Annotated in this window: 17 protein-coding genes; 2 read left to right on the forward strand and 15 right to left on the reverse strand. The window is 40.5% G+C overall.

The window, feature by feature from the left end; translation table 11 throughout:
• Positions 1-35: 35 nt before the first annotated feature.
• From MHH46_RS20255 to MHH46_RS20270, 4 genes are all read right to left on the reverse strand, one after another.
• Complete coding sequence (locus MHH46_RS20255; RefSeq protein WP_076190619.1) at positions 36-635, reverse strand: chorismate mutase; 600 nt, start codon at positions 633-635, stop codon at positions 36-38.
• Positions 632-1,072 carry a 3-hydroxyacyl-ACP dehydratase FabZ gene (gene fabZ / locus MHH46_RS20260; protein WP_076127337.1) on the reverse strand — a complete coding sequence of 147 codons (441 nt, stop codon included), beginning with the start codon at positions 1,070-1,072 and terminating at the stop codon, positions 632-634. Before fabZ ends, MHH46_RS20255 begins: the two co-directional genes overlap by 4 nt.
• Positions 1,073-1,388: 316 nt before the next feature.
• Entirely contained in the window at positions 1,389-1,748 is a 360-nt protein-coding gene (locus MHH46_RS20265) for a GNAT family N-acetyltransferase (protein ID WP_256717177.1), read from the reverse strand.
• A gap of 154 nt (positions 1,749-1,902) precedes the next feature.
• Positions 1,903-2,214, reverse strand: a complete 312-nt coding sequence (locus tag MHH46_RS20270; protein WP_076190617.1) for an antibiotic biosynthesis monooxygenase — start codon at positions 2,212-2,214, stop codon at positions 1,903-1,905.
• A 136-nt stretch (positions 2,215-2,350) separates the two neighbouring features.
• Between MHH46_RS20270 and MHH46_RS20275 the strand changes: the two genes are divergently transcribed.
• Complete coding sequence (locus tag MHH46_RS20275) at positions 2,351-3,247, forward strand: LysR family transcriptional regulator (RefSeq protein ID WP_076190615.1); 897 nt, start codon at positions 2,351-2,353, stop codon at positions 3,245-3,247.
• Positions 3,248-3,453: 206 nt separating this feature from the next.
• On the opposite strand, the gene MHH46_RS20280 is transcribed toward MHH46_RS20275, so the two are convergent.
• From MHH46_RS20280 to MHH46_RS20300, 5 genes are all read right to left on the reverse strand, one after another.
• Positions 3,454-3,870: a transporter gene (locus MHH46_RS20280; RefSeq protein WP_076183029.1), complete on the reverse strand. Its 417-nt coding sequence runs from the start codon at positions 3,868-3,870 to the stop codon at positions 3,454-3,456.
• A 257-nt stretch (positions 3,871-4,127) separates the two neighbouring features.
• Complete coding sequence (locus MHH46_RS20285) at positions 4,128-4,616, reverse strand: LURP-one-related/scramblase family protein (protein ID WP_076183031.1); 489 nt, start codon at positions 4,614-4,616, stop codon at positions 4,128-4,130.
• 48 nt (positions 4,617-4,664) lie between these two features.
• Positions 4,665-5,180, reverse strand: a complete 516-nt coding sequence (locus MHH46_RS20290; RefSeq protein ID WP_076183033.1) for a GNAT family N-acetyltransferase — start codon at positions 5,178-5,180, stop codon at positions 4,665-4,667.
• Between the two features lie 1,474 nt (positions 5,181-6,654).
• Positions 6,655-7,947, reverse strand: a complete 1,293-nt coding sequence (locus MHH46_RS20295) for a DUF4179 domain-containing protein (RefSeq protein ID WP_076190606.1) — start codon at positions 7,945-7,947, stop codon at positions 6,655-6,657.
• Positions 7,937-8,485: a sigma-70 family RNA polymerase sigma factor gene (locus MHH46_RS20300; RefSeq protein ID WP_076127357.1), complete on the reverse strand. Its 549-nt coding sequence runs from the start codon at positions 8,483-8,485 to the stop codon at positions 7,937-7,939. The genes MHH46_RS20295 and MHH46_RS20300 overlap by 11 nt, the downstream gene beginning before the upstream one ends.
• 206 nt (positions 8,486-8,691) lie before the next feature.
• Here MHH46_RS20300 and MHH46_RS20305 point away from each other — a divergent pair, with 206 nt between their 5' ends.
• Positions 8,692-10,557 (forward strand): LTA synthase family protein, encoded by a 1,866-nt coding sequence (locus MHH46_RS20305; RefSeq protein WP_076190604.1) that lies wholly within the window; start codon positions 8,692-8,694, stop codon positions 10,555-10,557.
• Positions 10,558-10,626: 69 nt separating this feature from the next.
• On the opposite strand, the gene rbsB is transcribed toward MHH46_RS20305, so the two are convergent.
• The 6 genes from rbsB to MHH46_RS20335 are packed head-to-tail and all read right to left on the reverse strand — an operon-like array spanning position 10,627 to position 16,322.
• Entirely contained in the window at positions 10,627-11,550 is a 924-nt protein-coding gene (rbsB, locus tag MHH46_RS20310; protein ID WP_076127360.1) for a ribose ABC transporter substrate-binding protein RbsB, read from the reverse strand.
• 13 nt (positions 11,551-11,563) lie between these two features.
• Positions 11,564-12,532: an ABC transporter permease subunit gene (locus tag MHH46_RS20315; RefSeq protein ID WP_076127362.1), complete on the reverse strand. Its 969-nt coding sequence runs from the start codon at positions 12,530-12,532 to the stop codon at positions 11,564-11,566.
• 2 nt (positions 12,533-12,534) lie between these two features.
• A complete protein-coding gene (locus tag MHH46_RS20320) occupies positions 12,535-14,016 on the reverse strand; it encodes a sugar ABC transporter ATP-binding protein (RefSeq protein ID WP_076190602.1) in 1,482 nt (493 codons plus the stop codon).
• 21 nt (positions 14,017-14,037) lie between these two features.
• Complete coding sequence (gene rbsD / locus MHH46_RS20325) at positions 14,038-14,433, reverse strand: D-ribose pyranase (RefSeq protein ID WP_076127366.1); 396 nt, start codon at positions 14,431-14,433, stop codon at positions 14,038-14,040.
• Positions 14,434-14,435: 2 nt separating this feature from the next.
• Positions 14,436-15,314, reverse strand: a complete 879-nt coding sequence (gene rbsK, locus MHH46_RS20330; RefSeq protein ID WP_076191023.1) for a ribokinase — start codon at positions 15,312-15,314, stop codon at positions 14,436-14,438.
• Between the two features lie 27 nt (positions 15,315-15,341).
• Entirely contained in the window at positions 15,342-16,322 is a 981-nt protein-coding gene (locus tag MHH46_RS20335; RefSeq protein WP_076127368.1) for a LacI family DNA-binding transcriptional regulator, read from the reverse strand.
• Positions 16,323-16,429: the final 107 nt, after the last annotated feature.

A 16,429-nucleotide genomic window follows, 5' to 3' on the forward strand; every position in this document is an offset into this window, starting at 1 on the left:
GCTATAAGCAATATTTTCCGGAGAAGAAATAAGTACTACAGCCTAAAAACAATTTGATTTCCTGTCTCATTGTTCTTGAAGGGTTTACCATGTTCCCTGAACTCTAATATAACACCTGAAGGATCGTCAGAAAGCGGTGGAGAAATTACGTAATTATAAGAAGCTTGTCCGGTTGAACTTCCGCCATTCATCATTCGACTATCATATTCTTCTCCTATAAACAGCTCGAAAAAGCTATGGTTATGAGAATTTGTTGGAAGCTCAGTTGTCATGTCCCAATCTATATTAAGGGTGACCACACTAGCATTACTATATTGGCGTATAGAGGTCAGTGTATAAAAAAATCCATCTTTCTCAATTGATTTAAGAACTGCAATATGTTTTCTAAAATCAATTGGCTCAACCATCGGTTTAAAATGATCTTCACTTAGCAACATCCCAAATACCGCTTTCAAAAAATCCTCATAGAGCTCATAATTTTCTGCCCATTTAGAGATAGATTCAAACGGTGGGAATCCTGGATTATTATTCGAGATTTCCTTTCGTTGCTTGATCAATGCACATATTTGCTCGTCAATATCCTTAATTTGCAGATCGTAATGTTCGGTTGGTCGTACAAACGGCATCCTTTTCATTTTGAACCTCCTTTTTGCACAAATGCAAAAGAAATCTCAGCTTCACATACAAGCTCACTATTTACTGTTGCGGTGCCTTTGCCTTTTACAATTTCACCTTTCATCCGATTGACTTCGAATTCAAGAAGAAGCTGATCCCCAGGCGTTACTTGGCGCTTAAAACGGGCATTATCAATGCCAACTAATAACCCTATCTTGCCCATCAGCTTCTCGTTTTTGCACATTGTGATTCCGCCTACCTGGGCTAATGCCTCCACAATTAAAACACCCGGCATAACAGGATGCTCAGGAAAATGGCCGCTAAAAAACGGTTCATTAATGGATACATTTTTAATACCTACTGCTCTTTTGTTCTCCTCCAGCTCTATAATTCTGTCCACTAAAATAAACGGATACCGATGAGGAATAAGTTCTACAATCTGCTGTATATTTAGCATAATTCCCGTCTTAGCCTCCTAAAATACTTTTTGGGTAATTTTAACATTAGAAGTGATTTTGTACTACTCAAAAATACCCGGACAACTGGCCTATAACATCACTTCTGGAGATCCTAAAAAAACAACGGCAACCCTGGACTAGAAAATAAAGTCCTCGACTGCCGCTTTTTATTGATCTATTGTACCCTAGCTTAAGATTCAACTCGATTAACAAACACCTGTGTCTTTCTCCCTGCTTCAATTCGTTCAGTGAATTTTCCGCCAGTGTATTCCTCTATCACCTTTTTCCAAAAGCGTTGTGCGGGCTCGTTATTATCTATTTGGTAAACTTCCCATTGCCCCTTATGTATATTAAAATATCTTTTGCAACTAGTCTACCTAATCCTACTCTCCGATACTTTTTTATAATAAAAAACTCTGCAATGGAAAAGTATAAATCATCATCTCTATTTTTTATTTTGACTAAAACGAATCCAGCATTTTTCCCATTCAGAGTTAACAGATATGGGAAATTCGATTCTTCTGTCCAGTAATCGTTGAGAGGATAATCATTAAATTTTCCGTTTTCTTCAAGGTGCAAATCCATATACTCGGAGAAATCATACATATAAAATTGCATTAGGTTGTTGAGGATTTCTTTTTCTTCAAGGGTCGCCCTTTTAATTTGATAGTTCATCTAAAAACCATCCCATATCTATATTTTATCTAATTAGTAACGGACTCTTCTATTTTCTCGGATAAGTTTCTTCGCATCCTTTTGAAATAAAATGATTGTTGTTGTACGCTTCAATGGATTGTTTCCCAATTACTTTGCAGTAATATTTTACCACTCAAGAATACTCTCTTTCAACTTTACAAATTTTCACTTTGTAATTTTGGTACCATTCTTTCTTACCTTTCTCCTGAGCAACTTTGTGAGATTGATGCTGTTTCCAGTTACTAATCGCCTCCAAGCTCTCCCAATAAGAAATCGTAATACCCGCTCCTGAAGAATCCCTGACACTTTCCACTCCTAAAAACCCAGGTTGCCCGGACGCAAGCTGCTCCATTTTTTCAGCCATAAGGTTATACCCGTTATCCCCCTCCGTACGTTGACTTGAAAATATGACTGCATAATAAGATCCGTTTGATTCATGAACCATTCCGCTCAAACTCCCCTTTAATCGTAGATGTTTTTATATAAAACAGATTATACTATTATAATTAAGATAAAAATAATGAATATTAATTGTTAGTTTAATGAATTTTTTTCATACATTATTGAGGAGAGAAATCATTATGAATCTTTTAAAATATCAAATTTTCAGTAAGGTAGTTGAGATCGGCAGCATTACCAAAACAGGAGAGATATTAAATTTAACACAATCAGCCATCAGTCATGCGCTTTCTAGCTTAGAAGCTGAATTCGGACTGTGTCTTCTCATAAGAAACAGATCGGGTATCCGGTTAACCAACGATGGCGAACGTTTAATCCCACATATCAGAGAAATCCTCCAACTTAATGAAAAACTCAATCAAGAAGTAGCTGCATTAAAGGGTGTCGAAATCGGCACTGTGAAAATAGGTACTTTCTCTAGTGTATCGATCCAATGGATGCCCCAAATCATTAAACAATTTCAAAATCAGTTTCCACATATTGAAATAAAACTACTTGATGGTAACTACTCTGAAATAGAAGAATGGATTGCCGATGGAACCGCTGACTTGGGATTTGTTAATCTGCCTACTCGAGATGCTTTTCATGTGGTCCCTCTTCAAAAAGATAGGATGGTCTGCATTATGTGGCAGAATCATCCTCTCGAGCGCCAATCAAATATCCGCCTTGAGCAATTGATTAATGAACCTTTTATCATGCCCATTGCGGGTTGTGACACCGATGTAAAGCGAATTTTCTCGCAAAATAAACTCACACCCACGATCAAATATGAATTAGAAGATGATCATGCCATAATCGCCATGGTACAAAATGGTTTAGGGTTAAGTATTCTCCCAGAAATGATTTTGTCACATCTCCCCGACAATGTATGTTATCGCCCATTGGAAGGCGAGTATTATCGTTCTATTGGTATTGCAGCCGCCTCCATTAAAAATGCCTCTCCAGCGGCAAAAAAACTAATTGAATTCATAACACAATGGATCACCAACGTGCCCATCCCTCCGCATTACCGTGATTAATGAGATGGCTCAACGCGCTGTCTGTAACGGCAAGCTTTAAGGCTATCCTTCGCAGAGCAGTCCCTTTTTTGATCCAGCATTAACGTTAGCGTCAGTGGAAACGATTCTTCACTATGTATCTTTTGCGTAATTCAAAACTCCGGGGACACGATAATTTGCACAGCGATAGAGAACAGCCTGCTGGCTGTTCTCTATCGCTGTCTGCCTTAGAAGCACGTGAACGAGCTAATCCGATTCAAATCAATGCCAAAGTACGACCAGAAAAAACCATTCCATCTGAACCCTGCAATAGAATTACGTCCGACGAATACCGGAAAGAACCAGAATTGCTCGCCGTTGTTCAGCCAAATGTATGTGTTGCGGAACAGGCAGCGTCTGATCCCGCCGGGATCAATGGCAAATGTGGTAGACGACATTTGTGGCACGAATTGCGGTGGAGGAGCCGTCGGCGCTTGAACGCCTCCCGGTGCACCCCCCGGAAATTGTCCGGGGGTTCCACCCGGAAACCCTGGTCCCCCTGGTCCTCCAGGTCCTCCTGGCACGCCAGGTCCGCCTGGTCCGCCTGGTCCGCTTGGGAATCCTGGAAATCCTCCGCCGGCTCCCGGTGTTGGAAAAAATCCCATATGTGATCGCTCCTTTCAATGAGTAGGCATAATCATCATATGCATTCGCGGAGAGAGCGTTTGGGCGCAATAGACGTTTTTTCAAAAAATGAAAATCAACAATAAGATCTAACATAGGCCTATCGGAAACCTAACTTGCTCTACTTATGGTACGTTCAGCGCATCATAGATAAACTGACCAATTACACTCAGCTTTACCTGCTGAATTTATTCCGTCCACATCACCTTACTAAGTTTTTAACTTTAATATTGAATCTTCACTGATGTGATGTAGATGCCTGGTCAGCCTTCACACAATCAATAGCGACAACGAACGCAATCATGAGCGTCTCCATCTCATCCTTCAATATTTGAACCTTATAGCTATCCCCCCAAGTGAACCATTCCTTGTTCACTTTACCGATGACTACACCATGCTGTAAAACCTGAAAATCCATGTCCCACCAGTTACCATGTACCTCAATGTCAGCCGCATCAATCGTATAACGTGCTTTAAAGAAAGAAAACTCCTTCTTAATCGTCAATACCTCTCGACCATCTACTTCTACAAAAAACTTCGGTAAAAAACTGAACACTTTTTTCGTAATAAGTGCGACTTCATCTCTTGTTGTATTCATAATGGAGAATGTCTTGGGAATTTGCATAAAACTGCCCTCTACGTAATAGACATCTTGCTCCTGCTGATTCTTTACCGTGAATTTACCACTTAGACTGAATACCTTTTGTTTTATATAAAGTTGCTTCATTCTAAGCCTCCTATCGATCCTCTTAGTTAACATCATTTTAGACAAATGTTATAGTTGTTTTGTCATAATAAAATCTATTTGTTCTTCTTCACCCATATAAAAAGAATGAGTTCCTGTATGAACAAACTTCATTTTTTCATAAAAGCTAATAGCGTTTTTATTTTTTTCCCAAACCCCTAACCAAATCTTCTCTTTATTACATTGTACCGCTATTTCTATAGCTTTATTTATTAGATATTTCCCAAGCCCCTGTTTATGAAATTTTTTTCTAATATAGATCCTCTCGACTTCAAGTGAATCATTACCCATTACTTCAGATTGAGCATCTTCGGTGTTAACCTTTAAATACCCAGCGATTTCTTCATTAAAATAAATAAAATAGAATTCTGATGAGCTATCCGACAATTCTTTTTCTAATTGTTTTAAGTTAAATGCTCTATCCAGGTAGGCCTTCATATTTTCAGGTGAATTTTGATTACTAAATGTCTCATTAAATGTTTCAACACTAATTCCTTGAAGTGAACCTAGATCTTCGAACGTGCACTTTTTTATATTGATAGCCATATTGTTTTCTCCTTTTAAAATATCAATTTACAAATAAACTCTTATTTTGAGCTCTAATTATATGGTGTTATGCAGATGTGACAGGAAAATAGTATAACATAATTGTTGTATTTGCAACAAAAAAACTAAGGATTTACCATTCATTCTACCTATTAGCGTATTGGGGTAATCAGTCTCTATACGGCAGTCAGAACTCCAAAAGGAAGCGAGCGTGGTTTGGGGATTCGATGATGGATGACGGTTACTTTCGGACCCAGATGACGTTATTTGCGAATATTTCGGCTTTGGAGCAAGGTTTCGGACTCCAGTGCAGTTATTCCTTCGAAACGTCATCTTTCGGGGTGTTTTTCAGGCTAATAACGGCTATACGGTCCGTTAGGATTCCAAAAGTGAGATATGGCGCGTCTAAGGGTCATCTGAGTCCGTTAGATGCTTCCGGGCGCGCAAACGTGATCGAAGAAAGTGTGGCTTGGGGACTCGATGATGGAAGATGGCTACTTTCGGACCCAGATGACGTTATTTGCGAATATTTCGGCTTTGGAGCAAGGTTTCGGACTCCGGTGCAGTTATTCCCCTGAAAAGGCTGCTTTCGGGGTGTTTTTCAGGCCAATAGCGACTATGCGGTCCGTTAGAATTCCAAAAGTGGGATATGACGCGTCTAAGGGTCATCTGAGTCCGATAGATGCTTACGGGTGTGCAAATGTGATCGAAGAAAGTGTAGTTTTTTTTGGGGGATAGCGGAGGTGACAAAAGTAGAGGGTTCTTGATGATGGAGGAAGCAAACGAAGTTTCAGGATTCGCGGATGGAGGAAACGAGCGACGTTTGGGGGACGATGATGGAGCAAAAAAAATGAGGTGCCCCAGCAGCCATTTTCGGCTTTTGGGACACCCATCCTTTCCGCAATGCGCATATAGCGCGGTATGGTGGACTGGTAAGAGCCCGGTTAAAGCCATCTCATAAATCTTTTTTTAGATAGTTTAATCTGATTACTTTCGGCCCATGCGGTTAGTTCTTTCATTCCCTTGTATTCTTCGTCAAGAAAACTAAAACATAATCTATAGGGAGGAAATTTGTGATCTACAGGTTTAATGCCTATTACGGGTATGAAATAGCCCTTTACATAAATATTATCAATTTGATTCGCTTGAATTTCTTTGTTTTCTACTATTATAGAGTCCGGAAGAATCCGAACCTCAATGAACTTTCTAATCGTAATGATCCTATAGAACAATATGATTACAACAATCAGACAGAAGGTCGACCATATATAACCAAAATAAAGTAATACTTTAAACTCCGTATTATTTCTGGTATTTAACAATAGTATGCCACTTGAAAAAATCATAGAAAACAGAAGCGACATTAACGACGGACGACTCACCTTATAAGCACCTATATTTTCCATAACCCCCTCACTTTCTCAGACTATTATAGCTTACTATATTTCATAAATTATGGATATGGCACTTCTTTTTAATCCACAGGAATCTCAATGACCTTGTTATATTCCTTCATATAATGTATTCCTTCTATCAGAATACTTTCAGGTTTCGTTTGTGTATCAAATAATAAGGTGCGTTCCTTCATGAGTTTACCGTTTGTTTGTTTTGACTCTTTTTGATTAATTGTTGTTTTTAAAGCCGTGTTTTCGTTAGCATTTTCTATAGACACACCATCCAGCATTACATCCTCATCTGTAGCAATAGTTACTTCAATCCCTTGAGCGGTCTTGGTCACATCCTTAATCCATAATTCTTTATCCCCCAGTAGAATCGGCTCATTACTATCAGCATTTAGAGGATACTTTTCTTCCAGTTTCTGATATCCAACAAACTCTTTAACAACCAGCTGCAATGAATGCAGTTCTTTTGGCAAGGTGTCATAACGAATATCAAATGATCTCCCACCCAGCGAGGTTTTATTGCTACTACCTAATATTTCTACAGGCTTTCCATTGGCAATTAATTGAATGCCTTCTAACCCTAATCTTATTCGATCGAAATTCTCGACATTCATACTCCCTTTAATCACAGTCATGGTGGGTGTGGCCGTGATCGACTTGAAGGTAATTGATCCTTTGTCGGCTTTGACCTTTTTATTAATCGACTGTTTGATCTGAGTCACCATCGCTTGATTTGGATTATAAGAAAACGTTATGCTCCCTTCACTCATCTGCCCTTTCTGTGGAGGTCCCCAGTAATGAAGTGTCAGTTTTTTCGAGAATGGGCTTACGCTATCAAATGTCATCGTGCCTTTTATTTCTGTATGTTCGTCGTTGATTAAAGATACGCCACTTCTTATGTTGGAATTCGTGAGAAACCCTTCTATTTTTGAAGGACTAAAATGATCTCCCGTCTCCTCTAGTCCCTTAGGATTGTTTAACGTGTAATATACAATAAATTGATTGGCATCTGCCATAATTCCGTTAATCGTAAGTTCTGTTCCATCTGCTAACGTCGTCTTTTTGTCTATGCTTTGTCCCATTCCTTGTTCATTGAGTTGTTGTAAAGTTCCCTCTAACACCTCATCAAAACCAAATAACTTTTTTCCATAATAAGCGAAGGCATTATAGCTGTTTCCAGAAACTACTATCACTAATATAATGACGGCTGCAATCTTCCAGAGGGGCGAGCTTTTTCTTTTTATTCTTTTTGGAGGTGCCGAGTCTAAAGCATTTCTTAATCTCATTTCTAAACCCTCAGGTGCAGTTATGGACTCTAAGTTCCTCTTCTCATCCACTAATCGTTGTTCGACGTTATTGTTCATCAACATCACCTCTGTAATGATTTTTCAGCGTTTGTAATCCATTGTAGATCCTTGATTTAACAGTTCCGATCGAGACCTGTGTGATCTCAGCTATCGTTTGATAATCGAGATCATGAAAATACTTCAATTGAATTGCTTCTCTTTGCTGCTCGTTCACATGTAACAATAACGCCTGCATATCCATTTGCTGTTCACTTTTATGATAAGGATCGCCTGATGTAACATCGGCTTTTTCCTTCTCGTCAGTGATGTTCCAGTCCTCTAATAACACCAGCTTGCTTCGCTTATGAAGTTGCCTTTTACAGCCATTTACCAAAATCGTCTTACTCCAGCTGTAAAAAGACTCCTCTTTCTTAAGTTGATCAATCTTCTCGTATAACGTAACTATCATTTCCTCCATGGCATCCATAGCATCATGCGCATTTCCCATATAGCTGTACGCAAGCCTATAAAAAATATCTTTTTCATACATGATTAATTGCAGCAAAACTTCTTTATTTCCCTTTTTAGCTTTTTTCACCAATCGAACAACATCCATGCCTTCACCTCTCTCCCCTATATGAGTCAGGAGCACTATAAAAAGTTCATCTTCATAAAAAATTTTTATATATCGTGAACTATTCAATCCACCTAAACTGTAATATTCAGGAAAATTTCACTCAGACATACCCAAATCTAGTTGATTTTAAACGCTTCAATGTAATAGAATGAACTAATCTAAAAAGAAAAGGATGGGCATAAGCAATGCCGTTTAAAGAACCTCGTACACTTAGTAAAAGATCCCTGCTATTCTTCTCTCTCATTATGCTTGTGAAAAGCTATTTTGCCTGGTATTTTCTATTTGAAGATGGCCCTACTTGGACCACTTGGCTTAAAGAAATCCCTTTTGTACTTCTAGTCTTTTGCTTGATTGAATGGTTCGCTACGAAACGAAAAATTGCAATTTACATGCTTGTCAATGTATTGATTACTACTCTATTTTTCTCATTAATTGTATATCATAATCATTTTGGCATCATTGCTACTTCGCAAGTATTAGATCAGGTCAAACAAGTGGGAGCCGTAAAGAAAAGTATATTTTCGGTCCTTCGTCCTCAATATATGCTTATCTTTGTGGATATCATTGTCATCAGCTTGGTGATGTTTAGAAAACAGAAAGCGCTGGATTGGAAAAAAGCCATGTCGCGCAAAAGTAACCGTAAAGCGGTGGCAGTCCTGTTCTGTATTTCCATCATCATTTGTGCAATGAATATTTTTCCAAACCGTGCCAGTATGAACGAAACGATTAAAGCGGAACAAATGGGCATTCTTAATTATGAAGCCTACTCTCTCCTAGCTGATCAAGAGGAAGAACAAATTGACGTTTCTGAGATTACGCAATCCACTATTGATAAAACCAAAGGAATTCAAGCTATCTCTAATCCGGTTTTATTTGGAGCCGCCAAAGGAAAAAATCTAATCATTCTGCAAATGGAGTCTTTCCAGAACTTCTTAATCAATCTAAAGATTGATGGACAAGAAATCACACCAAATATGAACAAGCTTGCCGCCAGCAGCTTCTACTTCCCGCGTTTCTACCAGCAGGTTGGACAAGGCAACACTTCAGATGCAGAGTTTATTGTGAACACTTCTTTTTATGTACCCCCTGATGGTCCAGCTACCCAAATGTACGCTCCTAAAGAGCTTCCAAGCTTACCCAAGCTGCTGCAAGCACAAGGTTACGATACGGCAACATTCCATACGAACGAAGTCGACTTTTGGAACCGTGGTGAGCTTTATAGTGCTTTGGGATTCAATCGTTATTATGATAAAACTTACTTCGGAGAAGAAGACACAGTATTCTATGGCGCTTCTGATGAAGTTTTGTATGAAAAAACAGCTGCAGAGCTGGCAAGAATGGATCAGAATGAGCAACCTTTCTACTCCCATGTAATTTCGATGTCATCTCATAATCCGTTCTCCATCCCAGAGGATAAATACAAAATGACACTTCCAGAGCGATTCGAAGGAACGCTTGTTGGCGATTATATTCGGGCTCAGAATTATGCTGATTATGCGCTGGGACTTTTTATCGATGAGCTCAAACAAAACGGTGTGTGGGATAACAGCTTGATCGTATTGTACGGGGATCATCGTGGACTGCCTATCTTCTCTCTAAAAGAGGATGATCATCTCCTACTGGAAGAGATTCTCGGCCATGAATATTCGGAACGTGAATTGATTAATATTCCGTTGATCATGTCAGCAACAGGGATTACAACTCCTAGTGTAAAAGAACAGCTAGGCGGGCAAGTGGATATTTTACCTACCGTATCTAATTTATTGGGTGTCTCTCTTGCAGATCATATTCATTTCGGACAAGATCTCTTGAATCAATCAACTTATAACTTACTACCACAACGGTATTACTTGCCTACAGGATCTTTCGTAAATAACGAAGAGCTCTTCTTATCCGGCAGTGGCTTCGAGGATGGCCAGCATTATACTTTATCTGGTAACGGCAACCAACCTCTGCAATCCACAGAAGACGAATTCAAGCGTGCCTTACAGCTACTCCATTTGTCAGACAGTTATGTTACACAGCTACCGGATAGAGTTATTGAAGAATAAGCTGCAATGTATAGCAAAAAAGACTGTGCTCACCAAATCGGTGAGCGCAGTCTTTTTCTATAATGATTATTATTTTGACTCTTTAACAACTAGTTTAAGCGGTGCCGCAATCAGCTTCTCTACGGTTTTGCCTTCTAATACATCCTTAGCGGCTTGAATGGCTAGTTGGCCAATTAATTCAGGCTGCTGCGCAACGGTTCCTGTTAATTTACCAGCTTCGATGGATTTAAGTGCATCTTCATTTCCATCAAAACCAATCACAGGGATATTCTTGCCTGAACTTTGAATGGCTTCAATAGCACCTAGCGCCATTTCATCATTATGAGCGAAAACTGCTTGTACGCCAGGATTTCCTTGTAGAAGGTTCTCCATAACGGTCAGCCCTTTCGTACGGTCGAAATCAGCTGTTTGCTTAGCAATGACCTCTAGCTGGCTGTCCGCAATCTCATGGAATCCCTTACCGCGTTCCCGAGTCGCTGAAGCTCCTGGGGATCCTTCTAACTCGATGACCTTTGCACCTTTCCCAAGCTGCTCTACAATATATTCTGCTGCCATAGAGCCACCCTTTACATTGTCAGAGGCAACAAGAGCTTTGATATCCCCTTGATCTGCGGAACGGTCCAACGTAACGACGGGAATATTTAAACTGTTAGCTGTTTGCACTACCGTCGAGATCGCTGATGAATCCACTGGATTGATCAATAACGCATTCACACCTTTTTGCATCAAATCTTCGACGTCATTACTTTGTTTAGCAGAATCATTTTGGGCATCAATGACAAGGACTTCCAAGCCTTGCTTCTTAGCCTCGGCCAAAACACCATCTTTAACGGATACAAAGAAGGGGTTATTCAATGTAGATATGGATAATCCAATCTTCATGTTCTCCATGCTTCCACCACTGCTAGGCTTAGCCCACTCTGGAGGCTCCAAGGAACAACCTGTCATGAGAATTAATAGTAAGGAAGTAAGAATCAAAGTTAACTTTTTCATGTTGGAATCCCCCTTATACGGCTTTCTTACGGTCTATGAGTACGGCAATGGCAATAACGATCCCTTTGACCACCATTTGGTAAAAAGAAGATACGCCGAGCAAGTTCAATCCATTGTTCAAAATCCCGATAATCAGTGCACCAATCAATGTGCCCACGATACGTCCACGACCACCAGTTAAGCTCGTACCGCCTAATACTACAGCTGCGATAGCATCCAACTCATAAGATGTGCCTGCTGTGGGTTGCGCGGAGTTCAATCTGGAAGTCAGGATCGCTCCTGCCAATGCGGACAACATACCGGTCAATGAATAGATCATTATTTTAATGCGGTCGACTTTAATCCCTGAAATAATAGATGCTTTTTCATTACCACCAATGGCATAGGTTTTACGGCCAAATGGAGTTTTGTGCAATACAACCCATAAGACTGCGAAGACGATGATCATTGTTATAGCAGGTACAGGTATTCCTAGTAAATATCCACGGCCAAACAATTGGAAGGTCATGCTGTCTCCGAGACCTGTGATCGGATTTCCGTCTGTGTATACAAGTGTTAATCCCCGGAAAATCGTCATGGTCGCCAACGTAGCGATAAATGGCGCCATTTTACCTTTTGTAATCATCAGTCCGTTGACCATCCCCATCACGCCACCCGCTAAACAACCTACAATAATGGCTAAGACAGGATCCCAACCAGACAACATCAGGTTAGCGGTGAAGGCACTGGATAGGGCTAGAATAGAACCCACCGATAAATCGATACCACCCGTTAGAATAACAAAGGTCATCCCAAAAGCGATAAGCGCATTTATGGCAACTTGTCTAAGCAAGTTCAGGATATTAAGGGGCTCCATAAAGCTTGGGTTCAACACCGTAACGATAACAATTAGAATAATCAGCCCTAGTAATGGACCTAGCTTCTGTGTAATTTGCCCGATTTGAAAACCTTTATTTTCTCTCTCACCTTTGATAGTTGTCATTACTATTGCCCCCCTGTAGCTAACGTCATGATTTTTTCTTGCGTAGCTTCTTGTTGTGATAGCTCTCCACTAATTTCCCCTTCATGAACCACTACGATCCGGTCGCTCATTCCTAAGACTTCAGGAAGCTCTGACGATACCATGATAATGGCGACTCCACGCTCTGTTAATTCGTTCATGAGCTGATAGATCTCCCGTTTAGCTCCTACGTCCACTCCACGCGTAGGTTCATCGAGGATAAGCACACTTAGGCCGATCCCAATCCATTTGGCGATGACCACCTTTTGTTGATTCCCCCCGGATAAATTCCGGACTAAAGTGGAGGAAGACTGTGTCTTGATGTGCAGCCGCTTGATAAGTATGTCTACAAATTCTTGTTCTTTTTTATCATTGATTACACCCTTAGGAGCGAAGCTATATAAATTTGTAAGCACCATATTGTCTCGAATAGAGAAATCAAGCACTAACCCTTCATCTTTACGGTCCTCCGTAACGAATCCTATCCCCGCCTTCATCGCATCATTGGGATTTCGAATCGTGACCTTTTCTCCCCGCACCATAATTTCTCCACGGTCTAACGATTCCAATCCGAATAAGGTTCTCATCATTTCTGTTCGTCCAGATCCCATTAATCCTGAGAAACCTAAGATCTCACCCGAACGAACGGAGAAATTAACATCTTTAAATTGCCCTTTTTTCGTAGCATTTTTAACTTCAAGAACAACCTCTCCGGGTTTGGAGGTACGCTCAGGAAACCGGTCGGTTAATTCACGCCCTACCATCTTCCGAACTACATCATCGAAGTTAGTCTCTGGAATGGGCTTCGTGTCTACTGTTTTCCCATCTCGCATGACCGTTATTCGGTCACATATCGTAAAAATCTCTTCCATCCGGTGCGAAATATACACGATGGAGACGCCTTCCTTTTTAAGGGAAGTTATGACTTCGAACAATTTCTGGATTTCCCGTTCGGTTAATGCCGCTGTCGGTTCGTCCATGACGATAACTTTTGCATGAGTCATAAGCGCTTTTGCAATCTCAATCATCTGTTTCTCCCCTACCGAACATTCCCCCGCCTCTTGATTTAAGGGAATCGTTACGGAGAGCTTACGAAACTGTTCATTTGCTAACGCTTTCATTTCTTTCATATTTAAGATCCCTAGTTTGGAGGTTCGTTCCTTACCAATAAACAGATTATCTAGAACTGTCATATCCGGCCACACATTCAACTCCTGATGGATAAAAGCGATACCATAACGTTCAGCCTCTTTGGGATTGTTAAAGTATGTTTCCTGACCATCTATACTAATGGTTCCTTGATCACGCTGATGCAGTCCAATCAAAATGTTCATCAGAGTAGACTTTCCTGCACCATTCTCTCCCATTAGGGCATGAACTTCACCATCCTTCAGCTCAAAATCCACACCCGTCAACACACGGTTAGCCCCAAAAGATTTATAAATATCCTTCATCGTAATGTGCATACGCTTTGAACCCCCTTTTTATCAAAAATAGACCCCGGCTTGTAAAATACAATTTGCATACGGCTTAGCTTCCCCCGTACGAATGATGACCTTCGCATGCTGGGTTAACAATTTAAATTGTTCATGTGAAATCGCCTCTATAGGTATTTCCTTAAATTTGTCATTCAAGTATTCAGAAGTGCCTTTATTTTTTGCTGCTAATTCCTCTGCCACGATAACTTTCTCTATGACCATATCCTCTGAAATGATTTCGACAATCTCTTGAAAGCTGGGAACTCCCAATTTAAGCGCTAAATCAATCTTTGGAACACCAGATGGAACGGGTAATCCAATATCAGCAATGACAATCGTATCGGTGTGGCCTAAATCAGTAAGCACTTTGGAAATATGACTGTTTAAGATTCCTTGTTTTTTCATAATTAAAGACTCACCTCCACCTCTACTCTTGTTGGCATGCCACCTTGAGCACCAAATTTTGTGACGGATAAAGAAGCCGCGCGATTGGCAAACTTTACACTAGTACGAATAGACTTGCCTTCAGCTAGAGCAACAGCAAATGCCGCATTAAAAGTATCTCCTGCTCCAGTGGTATCTATAGCATTCACTTTATAGGTGGGAACTAAAACTTCCTGTTTACCATCGTAATAACGTACACCATTGCTGCCCTCGGTTATAAATAACTTATTGGGATATTTGCGTAAAGCTTCAGCAGTACTCATCTCAGGAAATAATATTGCACATTCATGTTCATTGGGAGTTAAATAGGTGGCATTGTTTATAATCGTTTCACTGATAGGCCGAGCAGGTGCTGGGTTAAGCAACATAGGCACATTGAATTTATAGCAAATCTTACTTACATAAGACACCGTTTCTTCCGGAATTTCTTGTTGGATTAATACCATGTCAGAGCCTTTAATATTATCAAGTGCCCGTTCAACCAATGCAGGAGTAACTAAATCATTGGCTCCTTTTACAACGATAATGCTGTTATCGCCTTCCGCTAAAATGATGTGAGCTGTCCCACTTTCGACATGTGTAACCGGTTCCACATTGGCGGTAAAAACGCGATTCTTTTTCAGATTATCCATGATAGCGGTACCATAGAAATCATCACCTACACAACCAACCATCGTAACTTCTGCTCCTAGACGGGCAGCAGCGACGGCTTGGTTCGCCCCCTTACCGCCCGGAACGGTGGAGAATTGTTCTCCAAGCACAGTCTCACCCGCGTGAGGCCGCTTATTCGAAGTCACTACTAAATCCATTGAACAGCTGCCAATTACACATATCTTAGCCATATTCATCAACCTTTCTCATGTTGTCATCTATTCTTTACTTCTTGTAGTTTCCCGCTCCACAAAGCTAACGGGTAGTTGAATAATCTTCTCTTCCACCTTATCTTGCTCAATTAGCTTAATAAGTAAACCCGCTGCTTCTCTACCCATATCATGTGCCGGCTGGCGAATGGTGGATAAAGCAGGTGACAACAAGCTGCTGAGCGGGATATCATCAAATCCGATGATTTGCAGATCCTGCGGCACTCTTTTACCTAAACGATGTGCTTCATGAATGACTGCCGTCGCCACAATATCATTACTGGCAATTACGCCATCCGTATCTATATATTTATCAAATAACTCCACAGCCCATTGTTCTGCTACTGTATGGGAGAAGGATGAAGTTTCGATCACATTATAGCTGATTCCCATTTCATTAAGGACTTCAATCGCCCCAAGAAATCGATCTTGTGCAGGTTTGATATGCGCCGGTCCTTGTATCACTGTAATTTTTTTGCTTCCCCGTGCGATAATCTCCTGTGCTGCAAGACGTCCGCCCTTTTTGCCATCTGCGTATACGGAAGGGCTATCATTAGAAGTACGGTCCAGAAATACGACCGGAATCTTCAAGTTAGAATAAACGTCACTCTCAGGGAAATTGGTTGACGATATCATGCCAATGACATTGTTTTGGATAAAGGTTTGAATATAATCCATCTCTTTGTCCTCGTTCTCATCACTATTGCCAAAGATGATCCGATAACCTTGCTCCTGCATCCGATCCTCTATCCCCCGCGCTAACTGCGGGAAGAACGGGTTAGTAATATCAGGCAAGAGCAGCCCGATTAATTTAGATTTCCGCTTGTACAATGATCTTGCAACCTCATTAGGGGTATAATTCATTTCTTTGATCGCTGCCTCAACCTTTTTGCGGGTATCGATATTCACATATCCAGATTCATTTATAACCCGTGAGACTGTTGCTACCGAAACTCCAGCTATTTTCGCGACATCTTTGATCGTCATCATTTTTTCATTCATCCCCCCAATGTGTAACCGGTTACATGTATTACATAAATTAGATTATCACATAACCTTTTCATTTACAAATCTTTTTTTCGATCATAAAGCTAACA

This window comes from Paenibacillus sp. FSL H8-0175 (assembly GCF_045040615.1).
In the GTDB taxonomy this organism is placed as follows: domain Bacteria; phylum Bacillota; class Bacilli; order Paenibacillales; family Paenibacillaceae; genus Paenibacillus_AQ; species Paenibacillus_AQ odorifer.

Bases quoted from the DNA above. Each gene is read 5' to 3' on its own strand.
- MHH46_RS20255 (WP_076190619.1), bottom strand. From the start codon at position 635: ATGAAAAGGATGCCGTTTGTACGACCAACCGAACATTACGATCTGCAA.
- fabZ (WP_076127337.1), bottom strand. From the start codon at position 1,072: ATGCTAAATATACAGCAGATTGTAGAACTTATTCCTCATCGGTATCCG.
- MHH46_RS20265 (WP_256717177.1), bottom strand. From the start codon at position 1,748: ATGAACTATCAAATTAAAAGGGCGACCCTTGAAGAAAAAGAAATCCTC.
- MHH46_RS20270 (WP_076190617.1), bottom strand. From the start codon at position 2,214: ATGGTTCATGAATCAAACGGATCTTATTATGCAGTCATATTTTCAAGT.
- MHH46_RS20275 (WP_076190615.1), top strand. From the start codon at position 2,351: ATGAATCTTTTAAAATATCAAATTTTCAGTAAGGTAGTTGAGATCGGC.
- MHH46_RS20280 (WP_076183029.1), bottom strand. From the start codon at position 3,870: ATGGGATTTTTTCCAACACCGGGAGCCGGCGGAGGATTTCCAGGATTC.
- MHH46_RS20285 (WP_076183031.1), bottom strand. From the start codon at position 4,616: ATGAAGCAACTTTATATAAAACAAAAGGTATTCAGTCTAAGTGGTAAA.
- MHH46_RS20290 (WP_076183033.1), bottom strand. From the start codon at position 5,180: ATGGCTATCAATATAAAAAAGTGCACGTTCGAAGATCTAGGTTCACTT.
- MHH46_RS20295 (WP_076190606.1), bottom strand. From the start codon at position 7,947: ATGAACAATAACGTCGAACAACGATTAGTGGATGAGAAGAGGAACTTA.
- MHH46_RS20300 (WP_076127357.1), bottom strand. From the start codon at position 8,485: ATGGATGTTGTTCGATTGGTGAAAAAAGCTAAAAAGGGAAATAAAGAA.
- MHH46_RS20305 (WP_076190604.1), top strand. From the start codon at position 8,692: ATGCCGTTTAAAGAACCTCGTACACTTAGTAAAAGATCCCTGCTATTC.
- rbsB (WP_076127360.1), bottom strand. From the start codon at position 11,550: ATGAAAAAGTTAACTTTGATTCTTACTTCCTTACTATTAATTCTCATG.
- MHH46_RS20315 (WP_076127362.1), bottom strand. From the start codon at position 12,532: ATGACAACTATCAAAGGTGAGAGAGAAAATAAAGGTTTTCAAATCGGG.
- MHH46_RS20320 (WP_076190602.1), bottom strand. From the start codon at position 14,016: ATGCACATTACGATGAAGGATATTTATAAATCTTTTGGGGCTAACCGT.
- rbsD (WP_076127366.1), bottom strand. From the start codon at position 14,433: ATGAAAAAACAAGGAATCTTAAACAGTCATATTTCCAAAGTGCTTACT.
- rbsK (WP_076191023.1), bottom strand. From the start codon at position 15,314: ATGGCTAAGATATGTGTAATTGGCAGCTGTTCAATGGATTTAGTAGTG.
- MHH46_RS20335 (WP_076127368.1), bottom strand. From the start codon at position 16,322: ATGATGACGATCAAAGATGTCGCGAAAATAGCTGGAGTTTCGGTAGCA.